Source organism: Thioalkalivibrio sp. ALE14, from assembly GCF_000376845.1.
GTDB lineage: Bacteria > Pseudomonadota > Gammaproteobacteria > Ectothiorhodospirales > Ectothiorhodospiraceae > Thioalkalivibrio.
The window spans coordinates 52,207-77,120 of sequence record NZ_AQXY01000027.1 but is presented as its reverse complement, the minus strand read 5'-3'; the positions used below and the strand labels follow the sequence as shown (position 1 = coordinate 77,120).

At 67.2% G+C, this 24,914-nt stretch carries 19 protein-coding genes and 3 tRNA genes; 7 read left to right on the top strand and 15 right to left on the bottom strand.

The annotated features are described in order from the left end of the window. Positions 1 to 92: 92 nt before the first annotated feature. A tRNA-Ser gene (locus F572_RS0107150) sits at positions 93 to 182 on the bottom strand. Between the two features lie 191 nt (positions 183 to 373). On the opposite strand from F572_RS0107150, the gene F572_RS0107145 reads away from it, so the two are divergent. Further along, positions 374 to 448, top strand: a tRNA-Val gene (locus F572_RS0107145). 403 nt (positions 449 to 851) lie between these two features. Here F572_RS0107145 and F572_RS0107140 read toward each other — a convergent pair. Beyond that, positions 852 to 941, bottom strand: a tRNA-Ser gene (locus F572_RS0107140). Positions 942 to 1,021: 80 nt separating this feature from the next. Further along, the gene (pdxH, locus tag F572_RS0107135) at positions 1,022 to 1,666 is read right to left on the bottom strand and encodes a pyridoxamine 5'-phosphate oxidase (protein ID WP_017941770.1); all 645 of its coding nucleotides are present in this window, start codon (positions 1,664 to 1,666) and stop codon (positions 1,022 to 1,024) included. A gap of 119 nt (positions 1,667 to 1,785) precedes the next feature. Between pdxH and F572_RS0107130 the strand changes: the two genes are divergently transcribed. From F572_RS0107130 to F572_RS0107120, 3 genes are all read left to right on the top strand, one after another. After that, complete coding sequence (locus tag F572_RS0107130; protein WP_017941771.1) at positions 1,786 to 3,348, top strand: glutamate synthase-related protein; 1,563 nt, start codon at positions 1,786 to 1,788, stop codon at positions 3,346 to 3,348. A 116-nt stretch (positions 3,349 to 3,464) separates the two neighbouring features. After that, positions 3,465 to 3,863, top strand: coding sequence for a globin (locus tag F572_RS0107125; RefSeq protein ID WP_017941772.1), 399 nt, complete (start codon positions 3,465 to 3,467; stop codon positions 3,861 to 3,863). A gap of 139 nt (positions 3,864 to 4,002) precedes the next feature. Continuing rightward, on the top strand, positions 4,003 to 6,282 hold the full coding sequence (locus F572_RS0107120) for a YgiQ family radical SAM protein (RefSeq protein ID WP_017941773.1): 2,280 nt from the start codon (positions 4,003 to 4,005) through the stop codon (positions 6,280 to 6,282). Between the two features lie 6 nt (positions 6,283 to 6,288). On the opposite strand, the gene F572_RS0107115 is transcribed toward F572_RS0107120, so the two are convergent. Genes F572_RS0107115 through hpnD form a run of 3 tightly spaced genes read right to left on the bottom strand, consistent with a single transcriptional unit; the run spans position 6,289 to position 9,288 of the window. After that, positions 6,289 to 7,080 (bottom strand): SDR family NAD(P)-dependent oxidoreductase, encoded by a 792-nt coding sequence (locus tag F572_RS0107115; RefSeq protein WP_017941774.1) that lies wholly within the window; start codon positions 7,078 to 7,080, stop codon positions 6,289 to 6,291. After that, positions 7,077 to 8,423 carry a hydroxysqualene dehydroxylase HpnE gene (gene hpnE / locus F572_RS0107110; RefSeq protein WP_017941775.1) on the bottom strand — a complete coding sequence of 449 codons (1,347 nt, stop codon included), beginning with the start codon at positions 8,421 to 8,423 and terminating at the stop codon, positions 7,077 to 7,079. Before hpnE ends, F572_RS0107115 begins: the two co-directional genes overlap by 4 nt. A gap of 4 nt (positions 8,424 to 8,427) precedes the next feature. Continuing rightward, a complete protein-coding gene (hpnD, locus tag F572_RS0107105) occupies positions 8,428 to 9,288 on the bottom strand; it encodes a presqualene diphosphate synthase HpnD (RefSeq protein WP_017941776.1) in 861 nt (286 codons plus the stop codon). A 178-nt stretch (positions 9,289 to 9,466) separates the two neighbouring features. Here hpnD and hemN point away from each other — a divergent pair, with 178 nt between their 5' ends. Beyond that, positions 9,467 to 10,855, top strand: coding sequence for an oxygen-independent coproporphyrinogen III oxidase (gene hemN, locus F572_RS0107100; RefSeq protein ID WP_017941777.1), 1,389 nt, complete (start codon positions 9,467 to 9,469; stop codon positions 10,853 to 10,855). Here hemN and hpnC read toward each other — a convergent pair. The 8 genes from hpnC to F572_RS0107060 form a co-directional block, all read right to left on the bottom strand. Beyond that, positions 10,852 to 11,721: a squalene synthase HpnC gene (hpnC, locus tag F572_RS0107095; protein ID WP_026142997.1), complete on the bottom strand. Its 870-nt coding sequence runs from the start codon at positions 11,719 to 11,721 to the stop codon at positions 10,852 to 10,854. The two genes, hemN and hpnC, sit on opposite strands and share 4 nt — an antisense overlap. 52 nt (positions 11,722 to 11,773) lie before the next feature. Continuing rightward, on the bottom strand, positions 11,774 to 12,463 hold the full coding sequence (gph, locus tag F572_RS0107090; RefSeq protein ID WP_017941779.1) for a phosphoglycolate phosphatase: 690 nt from the start codon (positions 12,461 to 12,463) through the stop codon (positions 11,774 to 11,776). Further along, complete coding sequence (gene ubiG / locus F572_RS0107085; RefSeq protein ID WP_017941780.1) at positions 12,460 to 13,224, bottom strand: bifunctional 2-polyprenyl-6-hydroxyphenol methylase/3-demethylubiquinol 3-O-methyltransferase UbiG; 765 nt, start codon at positions 13,222 to 13,224, stop codon at positions 12,460 to 12,462. The genes gph and ubiG overlap by 4 nt, the downstream gene beginning before the upstream one ends. A gap of 284 nt (positions 13,225 to 13,508) precedes the next feature. Next, positions 13,509 to 14,843 (bottom strand): TRZ/ATZ family hydrolase, encoded by a 1,335-nt coding sequence (locus F572_RS0107080; protein WP_017941781.1) that lies wholly within the window; start codon positions 14,841 to 14,843, stop codon positions 13,509 to 13,511. Positions 14,844 to 14,928: 85 nt separating this feature from the next. Next, positions 14,929 to 15,321 carry a DoxX family protein gene (locus tag F572_RS0107075; protein WP_017941782.1) on the bottom strand — a complete coding sequence of 131 codons (393 nt, stop codon included), beginning with the start codon at positions 15,319 to 15,321 and terminating at the stop codon, positions 14,929 to 14,931. Positions 15,322 to 15,451: 130 nt separating this feature from the next. Further along, a complete protein-coding gene (wrbA, locus tag F572_RS0107070) occupies positions 15,452 to 16,072 on the bottom strand; it encodes an NAD(P)H:quinone oxidoreductase (RefSeq protein WP_017941783.1) in 621 nt (206 codons plus the stop codon). Between the two features lie 107 nt (positions 16,073 to 16,179). Continuing rightward, positions 16,180 to 18,972 carry an EAL domain-containing protein gene (locus tag F572_RS0107065; protein WP_017941784.1) on the bottom strand — a complete coding sequence of 931 codons (2,793 nt, stop codon included), beginning with the start codon at positions 18,970 to 18,972 and terminating at the stop codon, positions 16,180 to 16,182. 198 nt (positions 18,973 to 19,170) lie between these two features. After that, the gene (locus F572_RS0107060) at positions 19,171 to 20,094 is read right to left on the bottom strand and encodes a phosphate/phosphite/phosphonate ABC transporter substrate-binding protein (protein WP_017941785.1); all 924 of its coding nucleotides are present in this window, start codon (positions 20,092 to 20,094) and stop codon (positions 19,171 to 19,173) included. A 289-nt stretch (positions 20,095 to 20,383) separates the two neighbouring features. Here F572_RS0107060 and F572_RS0107055 point away from each other — a divergent pair, with 289 nt between their 5' ends. Both F572_RS0107055 and F572_RS0107050 read left to right on the top strand, forming a co-directional pair. Beyond that, entirely contained in the window at positions 20,384 to 21,439 is a 1,056-nt protein-coding gene (locus F572_RS0107055; protein WP_017941786.1) for a hypothetical protein, read from the top strand. Then, entirely contained in the window at positions 21,439 to 22,194 is a 756-nt protein-coding gene (locus F572_RS0107050) for an OmpA family protein (protein WP_017941787.1), read from the top strand. Before F572_RS0107055 ends, F572_RS0107050 begins: the two co-directional genes overlap by 1 nt. 44 nt (positions 22,195 to 22,238) lie before the next feature. Here the strand turns inward: F572_RS0107050 and glnD are convergent, their stop codons facing one another. Further along, complete coding sequence (gene glnD / locus F572_RS0107045) at positions 22,239 to 24,914, bottom strand: [protein-PII] uridylyltransferase (protein WP_017941788.1); 2,676 nt, start codon at positions 24,912 to 24,914, stop codon at positions 22,239 to 22,241.

Genomic DNA, 24,914 nt, shown 5'->3' with positions numbered 1-24,914 from the left:
TCTATATGACGCATATCAGATGGACTATGAATGGCTTGGTGGTGGGTCGATTAAGTGGGGGAGGGGAAATGACGCCTTGCGGGCTTGGGGAATGGCGGAGAGGGAGGGATTCGAACCCTCGAGGGGCTTTCACCCCTGCCGGTTTTCAAGACCGGTGCAATCAACCGCTCTGCCACCTCTCCGAGGTCGAGCATTGTCTGGCAAGGGGGACGGACTGGCAACCGGGGTGGTGCTGCGTGGCCTGGCGGCCACGAGAGGGAGGGATGGATTCGGCCTTGTAGTCCAGATCCTGGATTGCGTCGTGTGTGGTGAAGGAAACCGGGACGCAGTGCTTGACGTTCGCCCGACCGAACCCTAATCTAGTGCGCGCTCCGGGCGGTTAGCTCAGCGGTAGAGCACTGCCTTCACACGGCAGGGGTCACTAGTTCGAACCTAGTACCGCCCACCAGTTTCGGATCGAGGAAAAGCGGCCACGGGCAACCGGGCCGCTTTTTTTGTGCCGGTACGAGCCTGTAGCCCGGTGCATTTCGGCGCGACGATACGGGTGGTTGGTGTATGCGTTGATTCGCGCCCGGGAAAATGGGGCTTGGTACTCCGGGGTAAACGTGCGGCCCACTTCCGGGGCTGGGAATGAAAAATGGGCCCTCGGGACCCTTTCTTGAATCTGGCGGAGAGGGAGGGATTACGGCGACGGGGTCGCCGCCCTCCGGGCCGCCTTCGCTGCGCTGCGGCGTTCCGGTGTCGCTGCGCGCCACCGGTCGAACCATCTTCTCTAATCCCTCGGGTTCGAATCCCGGTGCCTCTGGGGGCCAGACATGCAAAAGGGGCCACTTGGGCCCCTTTCTTGAATCTGGCGGAGAGGGAGGGATTCGAACCCTCGGTACGCTCGCGCGTACAACGGTTTTCGAGACCGCCCCGTTCGACCGCTCCGGCACCTCTCCGTTTTTGACGCCGGGCGGGGTCGAGCCGCCACGGCGGAGCGAATCCTAGCAGATTCGGTTGGCCAAGCGGTAGCGGCGCCCTACGGCATCAGGCGGGTGACCTCCCAGTCCTTCCCGACGCGCCGGTACTGAAAGCGGTCGTGCAGCCGATTGGGGCGGCCCTGCCAGAACTCGAACAGCTCCGGCTGCAGGCGGTAGCCGATCCAGGCGGGGTCGCGCGGGATGTCGCCGTCGGGGTACTGTCCTTCCAGCTCGCGCACGCGTTGTTCCAGTTCGCCGCGGTCCACGACCGGGTGGCTCTGGGTGGAGGCGGCGGCGGCCAGCTGGCTGCCTCGGGGGCGCTGGTGAAAGTATTCATCCGCAAGTTCGCCCGGCAGCGCGGAGACCGGACCCTCGACGCGAATCTGGCGTTCCGTCTCGGGCCAGTAGAACAGGAGGGCCGCGCGCGGGTTTTCGTTGAGATCCTGCCCCTTCCGGCTGCGCGAATCGGTATACCACGCGAGACCTCCGGCATCGACGTGCTTGAGCAAAACGGTGCGGGCGGAGGGCTGGCCGTCGGCGTCGGCGGTGGCCAGGATCATCGCGGTGGGGTCCGGGTTGCCGGCCTCGCGGGCCGCTTCCAGCCAGTCGTTGAGGAGGCCGAGCGGATTGTCCCGTAGATCGCTGCGACGCAGTTCTGCGCGGGCGTAGTCGCGGCGGGTGTGGCGGTGGTCGGCGGTGGTCATGCGGTTCCCCGTGGTTGAGCGACACGCCGTCATCATACGGCGGAGTGACGGTTTCGGAAATTTGCAGGACTTTCGCTGTCACAGTTGGGGACAGAGACAACGAACGCAAGGAGCATCCCATGGCTGAACCGATCATCGCCGCAGTGGAACCCCGGGGCGTGGAGCTGAAAAAGGGCGAGGAGTACGCCTTCTGTCGCTGCGGACGCTCGCAGGATCAGCCGTTTTGCGACGGGTCGCATCAGGGCACGGGGATCGAGCCGCTGGTGTTTACCGCGGAGGAGGATGGCGAGGCCTACCTGTGTCAGTGCAAGCAGTCCGGCAATCTGCCCTACTGCGACGGTACGCACGCGCAGTTCGATGCGGATGCCGTGGGTGGCCCGGCCAGTCAGGCGGAGGCGGATTCCGGTCAGGCGAGTGACGATGACCAGGCACCAACCCCGCGCAACAGCGATGTGGAGCCGCATGTGGAGTGGATCCATGCGCTGGCTCGTGACGGGCTGGAGGGTGTAGGTCGTCACGGGACCACGGTGGCCATGGGGGTCCCGCGAGATCGCCTGCCGAGCTGGGATGGATTGCAGCTACTGGCGGCGCAACTGGCCGCGCGCCCACTGGACGAAGATGCCGATGTGGGTACATCACTGGTGATCGGGCCCGAAGCACGACGCCCGCTTGAGCTGCAGATCCCCCTGCTGGTGTCGGACATGAGCTTCGGCGCTCTCTCGCGCGAGGCCAAGATTGCCCTGGCGCGCGGCGCGGAGCGCGCTGGCACTGGTATCTGCTCGGGCGAGGGCGGCATGCTGGACGCCGAGCAGGCGGAGAACTCGCACTATCTGTTCGAGCTGGGCCCCGCCGGTTTTGGCTATTCGGAAGATGTCCTGGAAAAGGTCCAGGCGTTTCACTTCAAGGCCGGGCAGGCGGCCAAGACCGGCGTGGGTGGTGTCCTGCCGGGCAGCAAGGTCAGCCACGAGATTGCCCGGGTACGCGGGATCGAGGCCGGCCAGGATGCCCATTCGCCGGCGGCTCACGCCGACCTGCAGACTCCGGCCGATTTCCGGCGGTTCGCGGATGCTGTACGCGAGAAGACCGGGGGGGTGCCGGTGGGGTTCAAGCTCTCGGCCAACCATATCGAGGCGGATCTGGCCTTCGCCCTGGAGGCCGGGGCCGACTATCTGATCCTCGACGGACGCGGCGGCGGTACAGGGGCCGCGCCGGCGCTTTTGCGCGATCACATCAGCGTGCCGACGATCCCGGCCCTGGCGCGGGCCCGGCGCTTCCTGGATGCCAACGGGGCCTCGGGGCGGGTGACGCTGCTGGTGACCGGTGGCTTGCGTACGCCCGCGGATTTCGTGAAGGCCTTGGCGCTAGGCGCCGACGGGATTGCCCTGGCCAACTCGGCGATCCAGGCGGTGGGCTGCGTGGGGGCCCGGATATGCCATACCAACCAGTGTCCCAGTGGCGTCGCGACCCAGGATCCGAAGCTGCGCAGCCGCCTCGATCCAGAAGAGGGGGGCGAGCGGCTCGCACGTTTCCTGGACGGGTCCGCGGAGCTGATGAAGGTGCTGGCGCGCGCCTGTGGCCATGCGAGCCTCGAAGACTTCGGACCCAACGATCTGACCACCTTCGATCACGAGCTGGCGCGCCTGGCCGGGATCCAGTATGGGGGTGTGCTGGAGGGGAACTAACCCACGTTGCGCGAGCAGAATGATCGTGACGCTGCTGATTCCTGCGGCTTGATCTGGATCAGTCCTTCTCGGAGCGAGTCGGTTAGACTCGCGCTTTTTCCGGATTGGGGGATTGGATGAGCTACTCCGACGTGCACCAGAGCTACGGGCGTTGCCGGCGGGCCGGCAACTTCGTGGATCGTTTCTACGAGCGCTTTCTCGCGGCCGACGAGCGAGTGGCGAAGGCCTTTGGGACCACCAATTGGTCCCAGCAGAAGCGGGCGCTCGGCCAGGCGATCTCCACTGCGATCAGCTATGCCGAGGGCGAGGGTTTTGTGGCACCGACCATGGAAAAGATGGCCGAGGTGCACAGCCGTCATGGCCGGGTGCCGGTCGAGCCGGACCTGTACGGGGTGTGGCTCAATTGCATGGTGGAGACTGCCCGCGAGGTGGATCCTCGCTGGGACGAATCCCTGGCCCAGCGCTGGCGCGGCGCATTGAGCCCGGCGATCGACCTGTTCATCGAACGCTACTGATCAAGCCGAGGACCGGCTGAGCGGCCGGTCCCGCCCCCATGAAGCCCCGCCCGCGGGCGTGCCCTGTTGATCTCGGGGCGCCCCGGGCGTGTAATGCGCGCATTTCCCGTCGCCGGCGCCCGCCGGAAGAAGCCTGGTGATGTCCGCAGCCCCCGAGACCCTGTTTGCCCGCAAGCCCTACTGGGCCAAGCGCTTCGGCACGGCCCCGTTTCTGCCGACCACGCGCGACGAGATGGACGAGCTGGGCTGGGACAGCTGTGACATCGTGCTGGTCACCGGCGATGCCTATGTCGATCACCCGAGCTTCGGCATGGCGATCATCGGGCGGCTGCTGGAGGCGCAGGGGTTCCGGGTGGGCATTCTCGCGCAGCCGGACTGGACGTCGGCCGAGCCGTTCCGCGCATTGGGGCGGCCCAACCTGTTCTTCGGCGTGACCGCCGGGAACATGGATTCGATGGTCAACCACTACACGGCCGAGCGGAAGATCCGTTCCAACGACGCCTATACGCCGGGGGATGTGCACGGCAGGCGTCCCGACCGCGCGGTCATCGTTTACGCCCAGCGCGCCCGCGAGGCGTACAAGGATGTGCCGGTCGTGGCCGGCGGGATCGAGGCCAGCCTGCGTCGCATTGCCCACTACGACTACTGGCAGGACAAGGTCCGGCGCTCCGTGTTGCTGGATTCGCGCGCCGATATACTGCTGTTCGGCAACGCCGAGCGGGCACTCGTGGAGCTGGCGCATCGCGTGGCCGCGGGCGAGCACCCGCGCGAGATCACGGATCTCCGCGGCACGGCCTTTCTGCGCGATGCGGTGCCCGGCGGGTATGTCGAGCTGGATTCCAGCGAGGTCGACACCCCCGGGCCGGTGGACGCCAACCCGGACCCCTACGCGATGGTCTCGCCCGAGACCTGTGCCGATGCCGGGGCGGAGGACGAGCCGGGCGCGAAGGTCGTGCGCTTTCAACGGCAGATCCCGCGCGGTACGCCGCGCGAGCAAACGGTGATCCGGATCCCTGCCTTCGAGCAGGTGAAGGGTGACGCGGTGCTGTACGCCCATGCCTCGCGGGTGCTCCACCTGGAGACCAATCCGGGCAACGCGCGGGCGATCGTGCAACGCCATGGTGACAAGGAGGTTTGGCTCAACCCGCCGCCGATCCCGCTGTCGACGCCCGAGATGGACGCGGTGTTCGACCTGCCCTATGCGCGAGCCCCGCATCCGTCCTATGGCGATGCGCGCATCCCGGCCTGGGAGATGATCCGCTTCTCGGTGAACATCATGCGCGGCTGTTTCGGCGGCTGTACGTTCTGTTCGATCACCGAGCACGAGGGCCGGATCATCCAGAGCCGCTCCGAGGACAGCGTGCTGCGCGAGATCGAGGAGATTCGCGACAAGGTGGACGGCTTTACCGGGGTGATCTCGGATCTGGGCGGGCCGACCGCCAACATGTACCGCCTGGCCTGCAAGGATCCGAAGATCGAGCAGAGCTGTCGCCGGCTGTCCTGCGTGTACCCGGGCATCTGCAGCAACCTGGATACCGACCATGCGCCCCTGATCCGGCTCTACCGCAAGGCGCGGGCCTTGCCGGGGATCAAGAAGATCCTGATTGCCTCGGGGCTGCGCTACGACCTCGCGATCGAGTCCCCGGAGTACGTGAAGGAACTGGTGACCCATCACGTTGGGGGTTACCTGAAGATCGCGCCGGAACACACAGAAACGGGCCCGTTATCCCGGATGATGAAGCCGGGTATGGGCACCTATGACCGGTTCAAGGCCATGTTCGAGAAGTATTCGAAGGCGGCCGGGAAGGAGCAGTACCTGATCCCGTATTTCATCGCCGCGCACCCCGGTACCACCGACCAGGACATGCTGCAGTTGGCGTTGTGGCTCAAGCGAAACGACTTCCGCGCCGATCAGGTCCAGGCCTTCCTGCCGAGTCCCATGGCGCTGGCCACGGCCATGTGGCATTCCGGGCGCGATCCGTTGCGTGGCATCCGGCGCAAGGCCAATGAACGGGTTCCCGTGGCCCGCGGGGTTCGCGCACGGCGCCTGCACAAGGCGTTCCTGCGCTACCACGATCCGAACAACTGGCCGCTGTTGCGCGATGCCCTGCAGCGCATGGGTCGCGCCGATCTGATCGGCAACGGGAAACACCACCTGGTGCCGACCTGGCAGCCGGCCGGGACGGGCCAGGGCGCGGCGCGTCCATCCACGGGGGGGCGGATGACCCGCGGCGGGAAGGCATTGAAGAAGCGCGGGCAGACCTTCCAGACCCAGCACAACGGTGTGGAGGCGGCAGCCCGTCCGGGTGGCAAGCCCGTGCCCGGCGGCAAGGGCGCGGCTCGCGCCGGGGCACCGAAGGGTGGCAAGCCGCGCAAGAAGGGCCGTACGGCCGGAAAACCGCCGCGCGTGCGCGGCTGAGGGCCCTCAGGAGTCGGTTGGCTTCGGGGCCGGGACGTGGCCTTCCAGGCTGATGTTCAGGCCGGTGGTCGTGCGGTCGCCGGGGTCGAGGAAGTACAGGTACGGGCCCACCACCGCCTCGGGTTCGGGTAGCAACTCCGCGTTCTCCCCCGGGTAGTGGCCGGCACGGAAGCGGGTACGCACGGGACCGGTGTCCACGCCATTGACGTGGATGAAGCGCGGCTCGTTGCGGTGCTCGTGCGACAGGATGTCGATCAGGCCGTCCTGTGCGGCCTTGGCCATTCCGAACGCACCCCAGAAGGCCTTGCGCGCGTTCTGGGTGGAGACCACGAGGCTGCCGGTGGGGCTGGCCTCCAGCAGCGGCAATACGGCCTGGGTCAGGAAGAACGGGCCGTGCAGATTGCTGTTGATGACCTTGAACCACAGCTCCGGGTCGTAGTTCTTCATCGGCATCAGCGCGCCGGCCCAGCCCGCGTTCAGCACCAGCCCGTCGAGGCGGCCGAGCGAGTCGCGGATGTTTTCCGCCAGGTCGCCGTAGTCCTTGACCGTGGCGCCCTCGAGGTTCAGCGGATAGATCGCGGGCTGTGGATGACCGGCCTGCTCGATCCGGTCGTAGACCGCCTCCAGGCCCTTCAGGTCCTTGTCCAGCAGGACGACCGTGGCACCGGCCGCGGCACAGGCCTCCGCGACCGCGCGGCCGATGCCGTCGGCGGCCCCGGTGACGAGGATCACGCGCTGGTCAAAGGCGCCCGGCTCGGGACGGTGGGCGAGGAGGCGGGGGATATCGAGGTCGGTCAAGGATGGTCCTCCAGGAACAGGTGCGCCGATTCTAGTCCAGATTGTACGGCCGCTTCGAGCGTGGACGGCAGTGTGTGGGTCAGGTAATCCCCCGCCAGATAGCAGTCGGGCCATGGCGTGCGTGGCGGCGGCCGGTGTTGATCCAGGTCCACCCGAGCGTCCACTGTCGCACGTCGTTCGCAGACGGTGTGGCCGGTTTCGGGTGCCCCCAGCTCGGGAAAGGTCCGCGCCAGCGAGCGGGCGACGGTGCGCCATCGAGCGTCCGCCGTCAACGGTTCGAGGTCGTCGGCGGCCGAGATCACGATCGCCAGCCAGTGTGGGGCACCCGCGACATGCCGGGGAATCAGCCACTGGCCATGCTGGCCCAGCAGGCCCTGGAGGGGGGGGCGGTCCGTTACCGGATGCGGGTAACGCAGGTAGACGGTGCAAATGCTGCGCGCGCCCATCGCCTTGAGGCCTTGGTGTGTGACGTCCCACGCGGCTTCCGATGGCAACAGGCTGGCGGTCGCGCTGGGCGGGGTGGCCAGGATCAGCGCACGGGCCGTGCTGGTGCCGCCCTGACGGTCGTGCAGCCGATAGGGGGCATCCGGGCGTGTCGCGTCGCGCTCGAGGGTCGTGATCCGGCGGCCAAGGTCCACGCGCGCACCTCGGGCCCGCAGCTCGCGGCTGGCGGCGTCGGGGAAAAGCTCGCCCAGGGGCCGGGCGGGGATCAGGAGCCGGGCCGCCTCCGGCCCGTGATTCAGGGCCCGTCGGAGCACGTTCTGGAAGATCCGGGCGGAGGCGAGGCGGGTCGGGGTGTTCATCACGGCCAGGCACAGGGGATCCCACAGGCGCTGGACGAGGGCCTCGGGCTGGTGCCGCTGTCGCAGCCAGTCGAGCACCGGCAGGTCGTGTCGCAGGGGCCGATGGAGCATTGCCGCCGCGCCGATCAGGGCACGCAGGCGAATGGCGGGCGAGTGCCCGGGGTGGGACCGATAAAGGGCCGAGGCCAGGGCCGGCAGCCGGGGCGAGCGCGGTTCGAGAACGAACGCCGGTGCGTGCGTCTGGCCGTCGGGATGGAACATCCGCAGGCCGAACGGGACGGCGTGAAAGGCTGATTCGGGATCGATGCCGACCGCGCGGATCTGCTCCAGGGTTTGCTGGCAGGCCCCCACCAGGATGTGCTGGCCGTTGTCCAGCGCCGTTTGGTCCAGCTCCAGGCTGCGGGCGCGGCCGCCGGGGGTCCTGCCGGCCTCGATCAGGTGCACGGGCTTTCCGGCCCGCGCGAGGGCGAGGGCGGCGGTCAGGCCGGCCCAGCCCGCGCCGACCACGGCGACAGGGCTCGCGGGCGCGCTGGAGGCCATGGCGTCAGGCCGCGCGGCGGCGATGCTCGCGCTTCAGCCGTCGCGCCGTGCGCCAGGCGATCCAGAGCTTGCGGATCGGGGTCAGGCGCACCCGGTGCTCGAGTACGCGAAAGCCATCGTCCTCGATCTCGTCGAGCAGGGTGCGGTAGATCGCCGCCATGATCAGTCCGGGGCGCTGCGCGTAGCGGTCGGCATCGGGGAGATGTTCCTCGGCGCGATCGTAGTACTGCCGGGCACGTTCCGCCTGTTCCGCGAACAGGGCGCGATGGCGGTCGGTGGTGATGTTCACCTGGAATTCCTCGGGCTTCACGCCGTGCTTGTGCAGTTCGGCCATTGGGATGTACACGCGACCGCGCATGGCGTCCTCGTGGACGTCGCGCAGGATGTTGGTCAACTGCAGCGCCATGCCGAGGTCGTGGGCATACTTCAGCGTGCGGCGATCGTTATAGCCGAAGATGTGGGCGGACAGGATGCCGACGACGCTGGCGGCGCGATAGCAGTACAGCGACAGGGTGGTGAAATCCGGGTAGCTGTCGTAGTCGAGATCCATCTGCATGCCGTCGATGATCTCGTCGAAATATTCGCGGCCCAGATCGAAGGCGGCGATGTGGGGCTGCAGCGCCTGGGTGATCGGGTGGCGGGGTTCGGCCTCGAACAGGCGCTCGATTTCCTGGCGCCACCAGTCGAGCTTGGTGCGGGCAATGCTCTCCTCGCTGACCTCGTCGACAATGTCGTCGACCTCGCGGCAGAAGGCGTACAGCGCGGTGATCGCGCGGCGGCGGTCGGGTTCCAGGAAGCGGAACGCGTAGTAGAAGCTGGAGCCGCTCTGTGCGGCCTTCTCCTCGCAATACTCGTCGGGGGACATGCGCTCTCGCGTGGCGGGTTTCGAACAGGGTGGGAAGGCTAGCACAGGCGGCGCAGGGGGCGGGAGATCGCCCCCGAAGGCGGATTGTTGACCTGCATCAAGCCCGGTGCCGGGGCGGGGTCGTAGCCTGTGGCCATCCGAAGCCGTAAACGGGCGGAAAACGCTCGAGGGGGACCCGATGGAACAGCGCCTGGTATTCGATCCGGAGATCCTGCGTCGCTATGACGTGAGCGGGCCGCGCTATACCTCGTACCCCACGGCCCCCCAGTTTCACGAGGGCTTTGACGACCGGGCGTATGCCGAGGCGGCACAGGCCGCCAACGGGGCGGACCCGGCGCGTCCGCTGTCGCTGTACGTGCATGTGCCGTTCTGCGACACGGTCTGCTTCTATTGCGCCTGCAACAAGGTGATCACCGGCAACTACCAGCGTGCGCAGCGCTATCTCGAGTATCTGGAGCGCGAGGCCGAGCTGCAGGGCGAGCTGTTCGATGCGGACCGGCCCGTGGGGCAGTTGCACTTCGGCGGGGGTACACCGACCTATCTCGGGGACGAGGACCTGCGGCGGGTCATGGCCGTGCTGGGGCGGCACTTCCGGCTCGACGGTAGTGACGCGCGCGAATTCTCCATCGAGATCGACCCGCGAGCGGTGCGGCCCGGGACCATCCCGCTGCTGGGCGAGCTGGGGTTCAACCGCATCAGCCTCGGGGTGCAGGACTTCGATCCGGACGTGCAGCGGGCGGTCAACCGCATCCAGCCCTTCGAGGTCACGGCGCGGGCCGTTGAACAGGCGCGCGACCATGGCTTCGAGTCCACCAACTTCGACCTGATCTACGGCCTGCCGCTGCAGACGGTGGAGACCTACACCCGCACCCTGGAACGCGCCCTCGAGCTGCGGCCGGAGCGCCTCGCGATCTACAACTACGCGCATCTGCCACAGATGTTCAAGACCCAGCGCCAGATCCGCGAGACCGACCTGCCCGATGCGGCGGAAAAGCTCGCGATCCTGGAGACGACCATCGACCGGCTGACCGATGCGGGCTACGTCTACATCGGGATGGATCACTTTGCCCTGCCGGACGACGAGTTGGCCGAGGCTCAGCGGGCCGGGACGCTGCAGAGGAATTTCCAGGGCTACTCCACGCGGGCCGAGTACGACCTGGTGGCGCTGGGGCCGACGGCTATCGGAAAGGTCGGCGCGACCTACAGCCAGAATCTGCGGGAGCTGGACGCCTACTATGCGCGGCTCGATGCCGGGCGGCTCCCGGTCTTTCGCGGCCTGAAACTGAGTGCCGACGACCGCTTGCGGCGGGACGTGATCAGCGAACTGATGTGCCACTCCCGGATCGACTTTGCCGCGATCGAGGCGCGCCACGGGATCGTCTTCGGCGAGGTGTTCGAGGACGCGCTGCAACGGCTCCAGGGCATGCAGGCAGACGGCCTGGTGCGTATGGAGGAGGGCCGGCTGGACGTGTTGCCCCGCGGCCGCCTGCTTCTGCGCAATGTGGCCATGGCTTTCGACGCCTATCTGGCCACCGAAGGCCAGCGGCGCTACAGCAGGGTGGTTTAGCGCGCCCGTGCGCGCCGGCGCGGGCGCAGGCTGTGGCTCAGGATGATCCAGGCGTCGCGGGTGCGCAGGCGCGGGCGGGAGAAGACGTCATCCTGCTGGCGCAGGCGCCAGAGGATGCGCGCGCCGCCGTTGATGATCGCCCGGATCTCCAACCCCATGCGCCCGCGCAGCATGCCGCCCAGGGGCGCGCCGGCCCGCAGCAGACGGTCGGCACGGGCGTACTGGAACTGCATCAGGTTGCGTAGCTGGAAGGTGGTCTTGCCGGCCGCGAGCATGGCCTCGGTGACACCATACTGGTCCATCTCTTCCTGTGGCAGGTAGATGCGGTTGTTCTCCTCCAGGTCCTGTTGCAGGTCCTGGTAGAAGTTGATCAGCTGCAGGGCGGAGCAGATGGCGTCGGAATGGCCCAGCATTTCCTCGGTCGGGTTGCCGTTGAGGTGCAGCATGAGCCGGCCGACGGGGTTGGCCGAACGCCGGCAGTAGTCGATCACCTCGCCGAAGGTGGCGTAACGGGTTTGTTCGAGGTCCTGCAGGAAGGCGTCGATCAGGTCGGAGAACGGTGCCGCCGGGAGGTTGAAGCGGGCGCGGGCGTCGGCCAGGGCGATCCATTCGGGATCGTGTTCGGCGGTCGGGTCTTCGAGGATCTGTACGCGTTCCTGCATCGCCAGCAGGGCCTGGCGCCGTTCGGCGACCGGGCGCGGGTCCTCGTCGGCCAGGTCGTCGGCGTCGCGGGCAAAGCAGTAGATCGCCGCGACCGGTCCGCGCAGGCGCGCGGGGAGCAGCCAGGACGCCACCGGGAAGTTCTCGTAATGCGCCGTGGCACGCTGGCGGCAGTGGCGATAGGCCGCACGGATTCGGGGCTCCATCGCCATTCAGCGGCCCCCGGTCGCGGAGGCGTACGCGGCGCGGCAGGCATGGTTACCCGGCAAGGCTGCGCTCCGGGGCGGGGGCGCCGTTGTACCAGGCCCAGAAATCATCCGGCTGCTCCAGGGCGGCGTCGGCACCCCACTGATCCGGCTGCTGGTCCGCGTCGATGTAGCCCCAGTTGGCGATCAGCGTCGGCATGCCGGCGGCGCGGCCGGCGGCGATGTCACGCTCGGCATCGCCCCAGTAGCAGTGGTGTCCCGGGGGCAGGCCGGTCTGCCGCGCCGCCAGCCACATGGGTTCGGGGTCGGGCTTGCGCTGGGGCAGGGTGTCGCCGCTGACCACCGCCGCCATGCGTGAATGGAGCCCCAGAGCGTCGAGCAGCGGATCGGTGAGCCAGCCCGGCTTGTTGGTCACGACCCCGAAGGACCAGCCACGGGCCTCGCAGGCATCCAGCAGTTCGGCGAGGCCGGGGAACAGAGCGGTGGTCTGGCACAGATCGCGGGCGTAGATCTCCAGGTAGCGTTTCTTCAGATGCTCCGTGAAGTGGGGGTCGGCATCGGGGAACGCGAGTGCCACCAGGGCCTGCGAGCCGTGGGAGACATGGTTGCGCACGGCGTGGAACGGGAGCGGGGCGCGGTCGTGCTCGGCCATCAGGGTGGCCAGTGCCGCATGCATGTCCGGGGCGGTATCCAGCAGGGTCCCGTCCAGGTCGAACAGGACCGATCCGAGTTCGTGTCTCATGCGTCGGCGTCGGCGTCGGCGTCGGCGTCGGCCTCGCCCCGGCGGGCGGCCATCAGGTAGTTCACGTCGGTGCGGGGGACCAGGCGGTAGCGCCCGCTGAGCGGCGAATAGGTCAGGCCGGTCATCGCGGTCACTTCGAAGCCGTGCCGGCGCAGCGCGGCGCCCAGTTCCGAGGGCCGGATGAAGCGGCCGTATTCATGGGTGCCGGTCGGCAGCATGTGCAGGAGGTACTCCGCCCCCACAATCGCCTCGGCAAAGGCGCGCGGTGTGCGGTTGATGGTGGACAGGAACAGCCAGCCGCCCGGGCGCACGAGCTTCACGAGCGCATCGATGACCGCGTCCGGGTCGGGCACGTGTTCCAGCATCTCCAGGCAGGTGACCACGTCGTAGTCGCCGGCGTGATGTTCGGCGTGCGCCTCGGCGGTGGTGTGCAGGTAGTGGATCTTCAGGCCGGCCTCCGTGGCATGCTCGCGGGCGACCTCGAGGTGTTCGGCGCCGGCGTCCAGGGCCGTCACCTGCGCGCCGCGTACAGCCATCGCCTCGGAGAGGATCCCGGCGCCGCAGCCGACGTCCAGCACCGTCTTGCCGGCCAGTTCCGCCTGGCCGTCGATCCACTCCAGGCGCAGCGGATTGATCGCGTGCAGGGTGGCGAAGGGGCCGCTGCGATCCCACCACTCGTGCGCCCGGTGCGTGAACTTGTGGATCTCGGCGCTATCGACGTTTGCGTGCGAAGAAGTCTGGGAGTGGGATTCGGGGCTCATGGCGTCTGTCTCGCTCAGGGAAACACTGATTAATGTACACGTTCGCGCTCGAGTCGCTGTTGCGTGCGAACAAGGCGCGGTGACTGCCGTGCAGTCATTCTGCACAAGGGAGCCGCAACGCCGTGCGCGCGCAAAAGCGGCCGAGCCCCTCGGGGTTGGCACCCCAGGTTCCCCGATCCTGCGTTGCGGCCCTTGCCGGTAGAACAACTATCGGCTGCGCACCGCGCCTTGTCTTGGAAAACCTGGGGTACCAACGCGAGCGTGTACATTGATCAGTGTTTCCCTCAGGCAGTGGGCTGCTGGGTTTCCAGCACCCGGAGGCGCCAGTAATCGGCCTCGGCGCGGAGATCCTGCGGGTCCAGCGTAAGCAGTTCGCGGTCGCGGAGCAACGGTCGTCCGGCCACGTAGACGTCGCGCACCGCCTCGCGCGTGGCGGCGTACACAATCTGGGCGCTAGGGTCGTGTGCCGGCAGCAGCTCCAGGGCCTGCAGGTCCACGGCGACCACGTCCGCCTGCTTGCCGGGCTCCAGTGACCCGATGCGGCCATCCAGGCCCAGGGCCCGGGCGCTTCCCAGGGTCGCCATCTCCAGAGCCGAGGCAGCAGGCAGGGCTGCGGCATCGCCGCTGACGCCCTTCGCGAGCAGGGCGGCGGTGCGCATCTCGCCGATCATGTCGAGGTCGTTGTTGGAGGCGGTCCCGTCGGTGCCCAGGGCGACGTTGATACCGGCCTCCTGGAGGCGCGTGACCGGGCAGAATCCCGATGCCAGCTTCAGGTTGGACTCCGGGCAGTGGGCAATGGACACCGGGCGCCCGTGCAGCAGGCCGAGGTCGTCGTCATCGACCTGGGTCATGTGCACCGCGATGAAGGGCTGATCCAGCATGCCCAGACGGGCGAGGCGCGCCAGGGGCCGTTCGCCCTGATCGCGCAGGGCGTCGGCGACCTCGCTGGCCGTCTCGTGGACGTGCATGTGGATGGGCGCGTTCAGCTCGCGGGCCCGTTCGGCGACGCGTTCCAGGCTCGCGTCGCCAACGGTGTAGGGCGCGTGCGGAGCCACATTGAAGGTGATCCGGTCATGCTCGCCCCAGGCCGCCACGACATCGGCCCCGCGCTGGAAGTATTCGTCTGCGGTGCTCGCCCAGGGGGTGGGGAAATCGAATACAGTCAGCCCCAGCGAGGCTCGGATGCCGGTCTCGTCAACCACCCGCGCGGCATCCTCCACGAACAGGTACATGTCGCTGAAGCAGGTGGTGCCGCCGCGCAGCATCTCCGCGACGGAGAGCCGGGTGCCGGCGCGCACGAACTCCGGCGACAGCAGCTTGCCTTCGGCGGGCCAGATGTAGCGCTTCAGCCAGTCCATCAGCGTGTGGTCGCTGCCGATACCGCGTAACAGGCTCATGCCGGAGTGCGTATGGGCGTTGATCAGGCCGGGGATCAGGACCTGCCCGGGGTGCTCGCGGTATTCGGCGTCGGGGTGGTTGGCACGGGCGGTTTCCCGGGGCTCGATCGCCTGGATGATGCCGTCCCGGATCACCAGTGCATGGTCTTGCAGTAGGGTGTTGCGGGGGACCACGGGAAGGATCTGGGGGGCTGCGAGGATCAGCGTCTGGGCATGGCTCATGGCGGACGGTCTGCGCGGGGGGGGTGGAGGTCGCGCATGGTACCTGAAAGGGGCGGCATTGCGCCGCCCCGGGTGGTGCCCGGAATTACAGGCGGTTGATCGCGAAACGGCCGGGGCCGGTCAGGGCGAGGGCGATGGCCGCGAACAGGAACATGCCCTGCAGCTCGAGGGCCCAGCCGCCATGGCCGGTGAGCTGGAAGACCTCATTGGCATGTGCCAGGAAGATGGCGAAGACCATGTTGATGGCAATGATCACCGCGCCAATGCGCGAGTACAAACCGATGATGATGAGGATCGGAGCGAGGATCTCGCCGATGTAGACACCGTAGGCGAGGAGGGTCGGGAGCCCGGCGTTCGCGAGCATGCCTTCGATGCCGCTGATACCGCCGGTGATCTTGGCGATGCCGTGCAGCAGGATCATGATGCCGAGCGCCAGGCGCAGGACGAGCTTGCCGCTGTCGTCGAGGGTGTGGTCCATGTCGATACTCTCCTTGTAGTGAAGCGGGTCGGCCCCGCGTGGTGACGGGGGAAACGACCCCGTGCCGGGTTTGGCGTGGGCCACTGGCGGGCGAGGTAAAGGACACTCACCTGCCAGTGGATCGCTCGGTTCAGCCCGCCTGGCGTCCCAGGCGCTGGGCTCGTGCGACTTCGGCCACGTGGCGACCCTGCGAGGCGGCCATGCCGAGTTCGTTCTCGCTCGGCTGGCGCGAGCCGTCGCCGGCGGCCAGCGTGGTCGCACCGTAGGGCGTGCCGCCGGAGACCTCGCTGACGTCGAGCATGCGCTTTTCGGTGTAGGGCAGTCCAACCACGGTCATGCCGAAGTGCAGCAGGTTGACGATGGTGGAGATCAGCGTGGTCTCCTGACCACCGTGCTGCGAGGCGGTGGAGCCGAACACGCTGCCGACCTTGCCGACCAGCTTGTCGCCGAACCACAGGGCGCCGGTCTGGTCGAGGAAGTTGGCCATCTGGGCGGCCATGCGGCCGAAGCGGGTCGGGGTGCCGATGATGATGGCGTCGTAGTCCGCCAGTTCCTCCGGCTTCGCGATGGGTGCGGCCTGGTCAAGCTTGGCGCCGGCGTTGCGGGCTACCTCGTCCGGCATCAGTTCCGGGACGCGCTTGATCGTGACCTCGGTATCCGGGACTTCGCGGGCCCCCCGGGCCACGGCCTCCGCCATCTGCTCGATGTGGCCCCAGGTGGAGTAGTACAGGATCAGGATCTTGGTATTCATGGTCGACGTGCCTCGTTTGTCAGATTTGAATACCCGCTAGCCTAGATCCGATTTATACGAATGAAAATCCCGAAAAACACCCTACATGATTCGATTAATACGAAAGGTTAGTGCCGGGCCGCGGGCTGATCGTTGCCGGTCTGGTGAAGTACCCGCGCCTCCATTTCCGCCAGGGTGTCGGGGTGGCCGTAGAGGTAGCCCTGGAAGTGGCGGCAGCCGAGGCCGAAGAGGAAGGCGCGCTGCTGGTCGTTTTCCACACCCTCGGCAATGACTTCCAGATCCAGTGTGTGCGCCAGGTTGACCACCATCTGGGCGATCGCGGCATCGTTCGGATCGTCCAGGACATCACGCACGAAGGACTGGTCGATTTTGAGTTGCGCCAGCGGCAGGCGTTTGAGGTAGGCCAGCGAAGAGTATCCGGTCCCGAAATCGTCCAGGGAGAACTCGATCCCCAGGGTGCGCAGCTCCTCGATGTGGGCGATCACCGTTTCCACGTTATCCAGCAGCATGCTCTCGGTCAGTTCCAGCTTCAGGCGCTCCCCTGGAGCGCCCGTCTCCTCGAGAATTCTGGCCAGATCGCGCACGAAGTGGCGGTGACGGAACTGTCGGGCACTGACGTTAACCGCTAGCGTCAGGTTGCGGAACGCCGGTTGGTGCTGCCAGGTGGCGAGCTGCTGGCAGGCCGCGCGCAGCACCTTGCGCCCGATCGGGACGATCAGCCCGGTCTGTTCGGCGACCGGGATGAATTCGCCGGGCGAAACCGCCCCGCGGGTGGCGTGCATCCAGCGCAGCAGGAGCTCTGCGCCGATGACGCGGCCGGAGGCGTCCACCTGCGGCTGGTAGTGCACGTTGAAGTCGTTGTTGTCGAGGGCGTGGCGCAGCTCGCTTTCCAGTTCGAAGCGGGCCTCGACGGCGCGGTGCAGGTCGGGGTCGTAGAAGCGCACGGTGTTGCGGCCGGCGTTCTTGGCGCGATACATCGCGAGGTCCGCCTGCTTCAGGATCTCTTCCACACCGAGGCTGCGGCCGCTGAACAGGGTTGCCCCGATACTCGGCGTGACATGGCGCTTCTGGCCGGCGAGTTCGAAGGGATCGCGCAGCAGGTCGATGAGCTTGCGCCCCACGGCCTCGGCCTGCGTCGCCGCGCGTGCCGGGTCCGGATGGAGATCGTTGAGGATGACGACGAACTCGTCACCACCCAGTCGGGCCAGGGTGTCCGCCTCGCGCACCGAGTCCTGCATGCGCTCGGCGACCTGCCGCAACAGGTCGTCGCCGACTGCGTGCCCGAGGGTGTCGTTGATGTCCTTGAAGTTGTCGAGATCGATGAACAGCAGCGCGCCGTGCAGATGGGAGCGCTCGGTGTTGCCGAGCGTCTGACCGAGCCGGTCGTGAAGCAGCGTCCTGTTTGGCAGGTGCGTCAGGCCATCGAAGAAGGCGAGTCGGCGGATCTCGTCTTCAGCCTGTTTGCGGTCGGAGATGTCCGTCATGGTTCCGAACGTCGCCATGATCTGCCCTTGGTCGTCGAAGCGGGCACTGGCGTAGACGCTGACCCAGCGGATGGCCCCGTCGCGGGTGCGCAGGCGGATCTCCTCCGACTGGGCATGTGAGCCACCGTCCAGCAGCGTGGCGCAGAAGCTGCGCGCGTCGTCGTGGTCTTCGGGGGCGACGAAATCGCACATTGCCCGGCCCAGGCTCTCTTCCACGGTGAAGCCGGTGAGGTGTTCCCAGGCCGGGTTCAGCAGGGTCCAGCGCCCATCCGCGTCGGTCCGGAAGATTACCTCGGAGATGTGGTCGACCACGTCTCGATAGCGATTCTCGCTTTCGGCGAGGGCATCGGTGGTCCGGCGATGAGCGGTAATGTCCAGCGTGAGCCCGCGCAAATTCTCGCGACCGTCGGCGTCTGTCGCCCAGGAAAGGATGTCGCGCAGCCAGATCCACTGTCCGTCGCGATGGGCAAAGCGGTAGTCCACCGTGCGCGGCTGTTCGCGGCTCTCACGGGCGGCTGCCTGGACTCGTGGCAGGTCGCTCGGGTGGATGTGCCGGGCCCGTAGCTCGCCGCGGCCGAGGTTGCGGGCGGGGAAGCCGAGCAGGCGGCGGGTGTCGCCGGCTACAAACTCCCATTCATGGCTTGCCGGGTCGGCCTCCCACAGAATGGCGTTGGCGCCGCCCAGCATGGATTCCAGGCGCGCGACTGAGCGGTTGAGCTGCTGGTTCTGCTGCTCCAGGGTAGCCTGAGTGGAACCCAGGTGGGTGGCGACGTCATTGAAGGTATGCGCCAGATCTCCGAATTCATCGTTCGAACGCACCGGGATACGGTGGTCCAGGCGCCCCCCCTGCAGGGCCTTGCCGCCCTGGTTCAGCAGGCGCAGGCGGCGGGTAATGACCAGGCTGAAGACGATCGCGGCGACCGTCGACAGCAGCAGGACCGCAAGGGCGAGAAGGACGTTGCGCTCCAGCAGGTTGGCGGAGAGCGCGTCGATCGCGTCGGTGGAATACCCCACTGCCAGGGTACCCAGGGGCTGTCCGGCGAGCTCGATCTCGCGGAGGATTTCGATCTGGCCGGGCGTGGTGCGGATGCCTCTGGCGCGTTCGGTGATCGCCGCCGGCGAAATGCCCACCGAGGCCATCGTCCGATCCTGGGCGTCGAGCACCACGGCATAGAGGACGTGGGAGTCGTCCGCGACCAGCTCCAGGAGGTCCTGCAGCATGGTCGGGTCGGCATAGGCAAGCCCCGGGGTCAGGGCACTGGACAGCAGACGACCCTGCTGCTCGGCGAAGCGCTCGAGCATCTGGGACTGGTTCTGCTGGACCTGGGAGAGGCCACTGAACATCAGCACCGCCACCATCGCGACCTGGATCGCGACGGTGCCGATAATGATCTGCCAGGCGAAATTCAGCCGCATGCGGAACCGTTTACCCCTGCAGTGGGACGGCCGGCGAACAGGAACGGACGCTTTTGGCCGGGTCGGCAAAATTCATGGGGGAGATCCGGGTCGCATGCGCGCCAGTGTAGGTGGTTAAGCGGGAAATGATGCAAACACGGTTATTCTAGCGGGACTGTCCTGAGGATGCCCATTGCGGTAACGCAAGACATCCTCCGGTCAGTCATTCATTGCGTCTCCCATGGAAGGGAGTTCCCAGCCGAAGGTATCCGGGCGGAAAGGTCGATAGTCGCCCTCCTCGATCGCGACAAAGCCCCGGTGGCGGATTTTCTGGAGTACCTCCCGTCCCTGAGGCGTCTCCTGCAGGCGCGTTAACTGCTCTCTCAATCCCGGTGAGTTGACCAGCACCTCCTCGTTGACGAGGAGCGTCATCCCCGGAAAGCTTGGTGAGCGGGAAATCACGCGAATCAGGGTGCCCTCGCCGAGCGACATGAGCATCTGCGTCGTTTCGTCGAGACGCGGCTGGGTGATCAGATCCCCGTCCGTGACGAGGACCAAGGCTTCCGCTTCCCCGCGAATAAACGTGCTTGTAGCGCCAGTGTGGTGATGGTGGTGCCGAATGGTTGGTGGTGCGGATCCGTACGGCCATGCGACATTCGAGAGCGTGTGGTCCAGAAAAGCGGCAGCAAGGCTTTCCTCGAAGGGCGCCGCGATTCTCGCATCCGCCAGGTCCTCCATACGGGTGAACGGGGCTTCTGGCCTGACGCCCACCACGATCGCCAGCCGGTCGCGTGTGGCCGCCACGGGGCGATAGCCTGTCTCCTCTGTCAGGAAGGGCACCACGTGTGGAGAGGTGATGACGAGGTCGTAGCGCTCGGCCGCAAGCCTGCGATGGAAGGCGTCGCGGGTGCGTGCTGACTCGATTCGGACCGGCTCACCGATGTGTGCGGCCAGCCAGTCGCGTAGCGGCGCGTAGCGCTCGAAGAGCGCTGGAGGGCTGAGAAATGGCTGTATGCCGAGCAGACGTGCTTCGGACCCATGTGCGGGCACCTGCGTTAGAAGGGTCACAGCTAGGGAGCAGGCAATGGCCCGCGCGATGCGGGATGCCCGAAGCGGTGGTTGACCCGGTGGCGCCCTGGACATGTCGGTGTACCTCCGTTTGCAGAAGCCGGATACGCGCTGACGCGCAGGCTAGCCTTCTTTTCTAGCTGGACTGTCAGGGCTTCACCAGAAGCGGCGTGTGGTTAGCGTGAATAGCCAGAAAAATGACGCTCATGCGCCCTGGTTGAGGTGGCTCCAATCCGCAACTGTCAAAAACTGGTCGATCGCCACCTAGCGCCGCGCATGCCCGGACCCTTCTGGATTGGCTTCTTTCTTGCTTCGCAAAGGGGCAGCGATTCACGAGAGCGCCCACGGTGCGGCAGGAGAAGACATGACCGGAATATTTGACAGGATTGCCGAGGCCCTGCTGGCCACGCTCCAGGGGCTCAGTCCGTTGACGGTTATTGGTATGTTCGTGCTGTTGCTGTTCGGGCTGTTCCTGGCGGGCCTGGCGGCCACCGTCCTGCGCCGTGCGGTGGCCTTTCAGGGGGCTGCGCCCACCTTGCTGACGACCCTCGGGATCCTCGGGACCTTTCTAGGGGTTGCCATTGGCCTGCTGGACTTCGATGCCGGCCGCGTCGAGGCCAGCATCCCTGCACTGCTGGAGGGCCTCAAGCTGGCCTTCGTGACCAGTATCGTGGGCATCCTGCTGGCCGCCGTGCTGCGGATCGTACAGGTGATCGCGCCGGCGCCGGTATCAGCCAGCGAACCCTCGCCCACAGGCGCCGCGAGCGGGCCATCCCATGACGCAGAACTGGCGGCGCAGCAGCGCGACGCCACGCTCGCCGTGGGCGAGGCGGTGCGCGCGCTGGATCAGCGCCTGGACGCCCGCTTGGAGCAGCAGCACCGCGAACTGACCCGGACCCTGGACGGCATGGCCGAGCGCATCACGGAGATGAGCAGCGGACACCTGGTCGAGGCCCTGGAGCGGGTGATCCACGACTTCAACAGCCGCCTGGGCGAGCAGTTCGGCGAGAACTTCCGGCGTCTGGATGACTCGGTGGCCCGGCTGGTGGAATGGCAGGAGCAGTACCGTCAGCAGATGGACGGCCTGCACCGCGCGTTCGACCAGGCGCGGGCCGGGGTGGAGCAAACCGAGCAGACCCTGGAGCGGATGACCGGCCTGGCCCTGCAGATCACCCGGCACGTGGAGGACCAGGAATCGACGCTGTCGAGCCTGCGCCGGGAGACGGTGGAGCTGGAGGCGCTGCTGGGCAGTATCGCGGCGCTGCGCGACCGCGCCACCGAGGCCTTCCCGGCGATGGACGCCCGCCTGGAGGCGATGCTCGAGAGTATCGAGAACGCCGTGCAGGCGGGCCATGCGGCCGAGGGTCGCTGGGGTGCCGAGCGCGCCGCTCCGGCCGTATCCGCGGGCGGGCGTAGCTGATGCTGGCCTGGCTCGCGCGTCGCCGCCGAGGGCCGGGTGGCGGGAGCGAGGCCGATCAGGGCTCGCACTGGCTGGCGGTGGCGGACCTCATGGCCGCGCTGATGATGATCTTCCTGTTCCTGGCCCTGCTGCACATGGTGCAGGTGGAGCGCGAGAGCGCGGCCCACACCGAGGTCCGCAACGAGGCGGCCGCGCTGCGCGCCGCGATCTATTCGGTGCTGGAGGAGGAGTTTCGCGAGGATCTGCCGCGCTGGAACGCGGAACTGGATCGCGACAGCCTGACCCTGCGCTTCCGCGAGCCGGAGGTCCTGTTCGAGCGCAGTTCGGCGACAATCCGGCCGCGCTTCGAGACGATCCTTGCGGACTTTATGCCGCGCTATGCCGAGCAGTTGCGGCCCTTTGCCGAGGTGATCCGCGAGGTCCGGATCGAGGGACATACCTCCAGCGAATGGGCGGGAAGCGATGATGCCCTGGAGGCCTATTTCGGCAACATGGACCTCAGCCAGCGGCGCACGCGCGCGGTCCTGGAATACGCCTATCAGCTGGATGCCCTGCAGGAGGCGGACTGGTTTCGGTCGCGGGTGGCGGCGGTGGGGCTGTCCTCCTCGCGGCGCGTGCTGGACGAGCGGGGTGAGGAGGACCGCCGGGCTTCGCGGCGGGTGGAATTCAGTGTGCTGACGGACTTCGAGACGCGACTTCTGGGCGAGGTGCCCGTGGAGCCCGAACCCTTGCCACTGGAGGCGCGCGGACGCTGATCCAGGGGTGCAATCCGCACCCCGGCCTCGCGACCGGGCCGGGCTCAGATCGCTTCGAGTAGCGCCTGGCGCAGCCGGGTCTGGTCGTCGCTCTCAAGGGGCCTGCGCCCCGGGCGGCTCAGCAGGAAGCTGTCTTCCACTTGTTCGCCAGCGGTGGCGATCCGGGCCGTGCTGACGTCGATGCCCTGTTCCGCAAGGATGTGGCCGATCGTGGACAGCAGCCCCGGTCGGTCCAGGGCCCGCAGCCGCATCCGGGTGGCATGGCCGCTGGCGGTCGGTTCGAATTCGATGCGCGTGTCCACGTCGAAGTGCTTGAGCCGCCGCGGCAATTGCCGGGAGGCGGGGTTGGGGATGCCGCCTTCGTGCCCCAGGGCGCGTTCCAGGTTCTGGCGGATCTCGTCGGCACGATAGCCGGCATCCACGGTCTGTCCGCCACCACTCTCGAGGACGAGGAAGGTATCCAGCGTGCGGCCGCCCTTGGTCGTGATGATGCGGGCGTCGACGATGTCCAGCCCGAGCTGGGTCAGGGCGCTGGTGATGCGGGCGAAGATGTGCGGGTGGTCGTCGGCGTAGACGAAGATCTCCGTGCTCCCGCGTGAAGTCTTGGGGCGGACCATGATCAGCGGGAGGGCCTCCGGCTCCAGTGGGAGCAGGGCCCGCGCGTGCCACGCGATCTCGTCGGCGGAGTGACGCAGGAAGTATTCGTCGTCGAGTTCGTCCCACAGCTGGCGCGCCTGGTCCGGCTCGAATCCCTGCTGCTGCAGGCGCTCGAGTGCCTCCGCGCGGGTCTTGCGGATCTGCTCGTCCATGTCCGGCGGGGTGTCCAGACCGCGATCCAGGACGTTGCGGGTGGCGTGGTAGAGGGTCTGAAGCAGGGAGTCCTTCCAGCTGTTCCAGAGCTCCGGGTTGGTGCCCCGGATATCGGCGATGGTGAGCAGGTAGAGAAAATCGAGCCGCTCGCGGGTGGCGACCTCGCGGGCGAAGGCGAGGACAACATCGGGGTCGGAGATGTCCTTGCGCTGCGCGGTCAGGGACATCAGCAAGTGCGAGCGAACCAGCCAGGCGACCAGCCCGGCGTCGGTATCCGACAGGCCGTGCTGCTGGCAGAAGTGCAGGGCGTCCTGCGCCCCCAGCTCCGAGTGATCCCCGCCGCGGCCCTTGGCGATGTCGTGGAACAGCGCGGCCAGCACCAGGCGTTCGGGGCGTTCCAGTTCGGTGTAGATCCGGTGGGCCAGGGGTTGCTCGTGGGCGAATTCCGGCAGCGCCAGACGGCGGGCGTTGCGCACCACGTTGAGGGTGTGTTCGTCCACGGTGTAGGCGTGGAACAGGTCGTACTGCATGCGGCCGATGATGCGGCCGAAGGCCGGCAGGTAGTTGCCGAGCACGCCGTAGCGATTCATGCGCCGCAGCTGGCTGGTGATGCCGCGCGGGGCCCGCAGGATGTCCATGAACAGCTCGCGGCAGACCGGGTTGCGCCGGAAATGACCGTCGATCAGGTGGCGATGTGCCCGGATCAGGCGGATGGTCGAGGCCCGTATGCCCTGGATCTCGGGGTGCTCCTGCAGCAGGCGGAAGACCTCCAGCAGCGCCGGGGGGTAGATCATGAAGACCTGGTCGTGGGCAGCCTCCAGGTAGCCGCCGCGGACCTGAAAGCGCTGATGGATGCGGACCGGGTCCTGCAGGTCTTCGGGATCGTCGAGGATGGCCTCGTTGAAGTGCTGCAGCAGCAGCTCGTTCAGTCGCTCGAGGTCGTTGATGGTGCGGAAGTAGCGCTGCATGAACTGCTCGACCGCCCGGTTGTGGTTCTGGTCGACAAAGCCGAAGGTGTTGGCGAGTTGGCGCTGCAGATCGAACAGCAGGCGGTCCTCGCGGCGGCCGGCCAGCATGTGCAGGGCAAAGCGCACCCGCCAGAGGAAGTTCTGTCCCTCCATCATCTCGCGGAACTCGCCTTCGCGCAGGAAACCCAGCGAGACCAGCTCCTCGATGCGTTCGGCCCCGTAATGTCGCTTGGTGACCCAGCCGATCATCTGGATGTCGCGCAGGCCACCGGGGCCTTCCTTGACGTTCGGCTCCAGGCGGTAGGCGGTCTCGCCGAAGCGGCGGTGGCGGGCCTGCTGCTCGGCCAGTTTCGCCGCGTAGAAGCTGCGCGAGTCCCAGATGCGGTCGGGTTCGATGGCGCCGCGGAAGTCGTTGAAAAGACCCAGGTGGCCGGCCAGGTAGCGGGACTCGATCAGGTTGGTGGCGACGGTGATGTCGTCGCGTGCCTCGCGGGTGCAGTCCTCGATGCTGCGCACGCTGTGACCGACCTCGATGCCGATGTCCCAGAGGAAGGTGACGAAGTCGCTGATGTGCTCAAAGCGGGCGCGGTCATGCTCGCCCTCGAGGATGATCTGGATGTCGATGTCGGAGGCCGGGTGCAGTTCGCCGCGGCCGTAGCCGCCGACTGCGATCAGGCAGAGCTGGTCATCGTCGGCCAGGCCCTTTTGCGCCCAGATCAGCTTGAGCAGCTCGTCGATGCGCCGGGCATGGCCGTGGATCAGTTCGGCGATGGGCATCCCGTCGCGAAAGCCCTGGTATTGCTGGTCCAGGATGGCGCGGCGGCGATCCCGGAACAGGGCGATATTCCCCGGGTTGCGGCTTAACCGCTGGTAGTCCTCGCCCCAGTCCGGGGTGAAGGCCGGCGTATCGAGTTCGCCGGGTGTGCTGCCCGCTGGATTCAT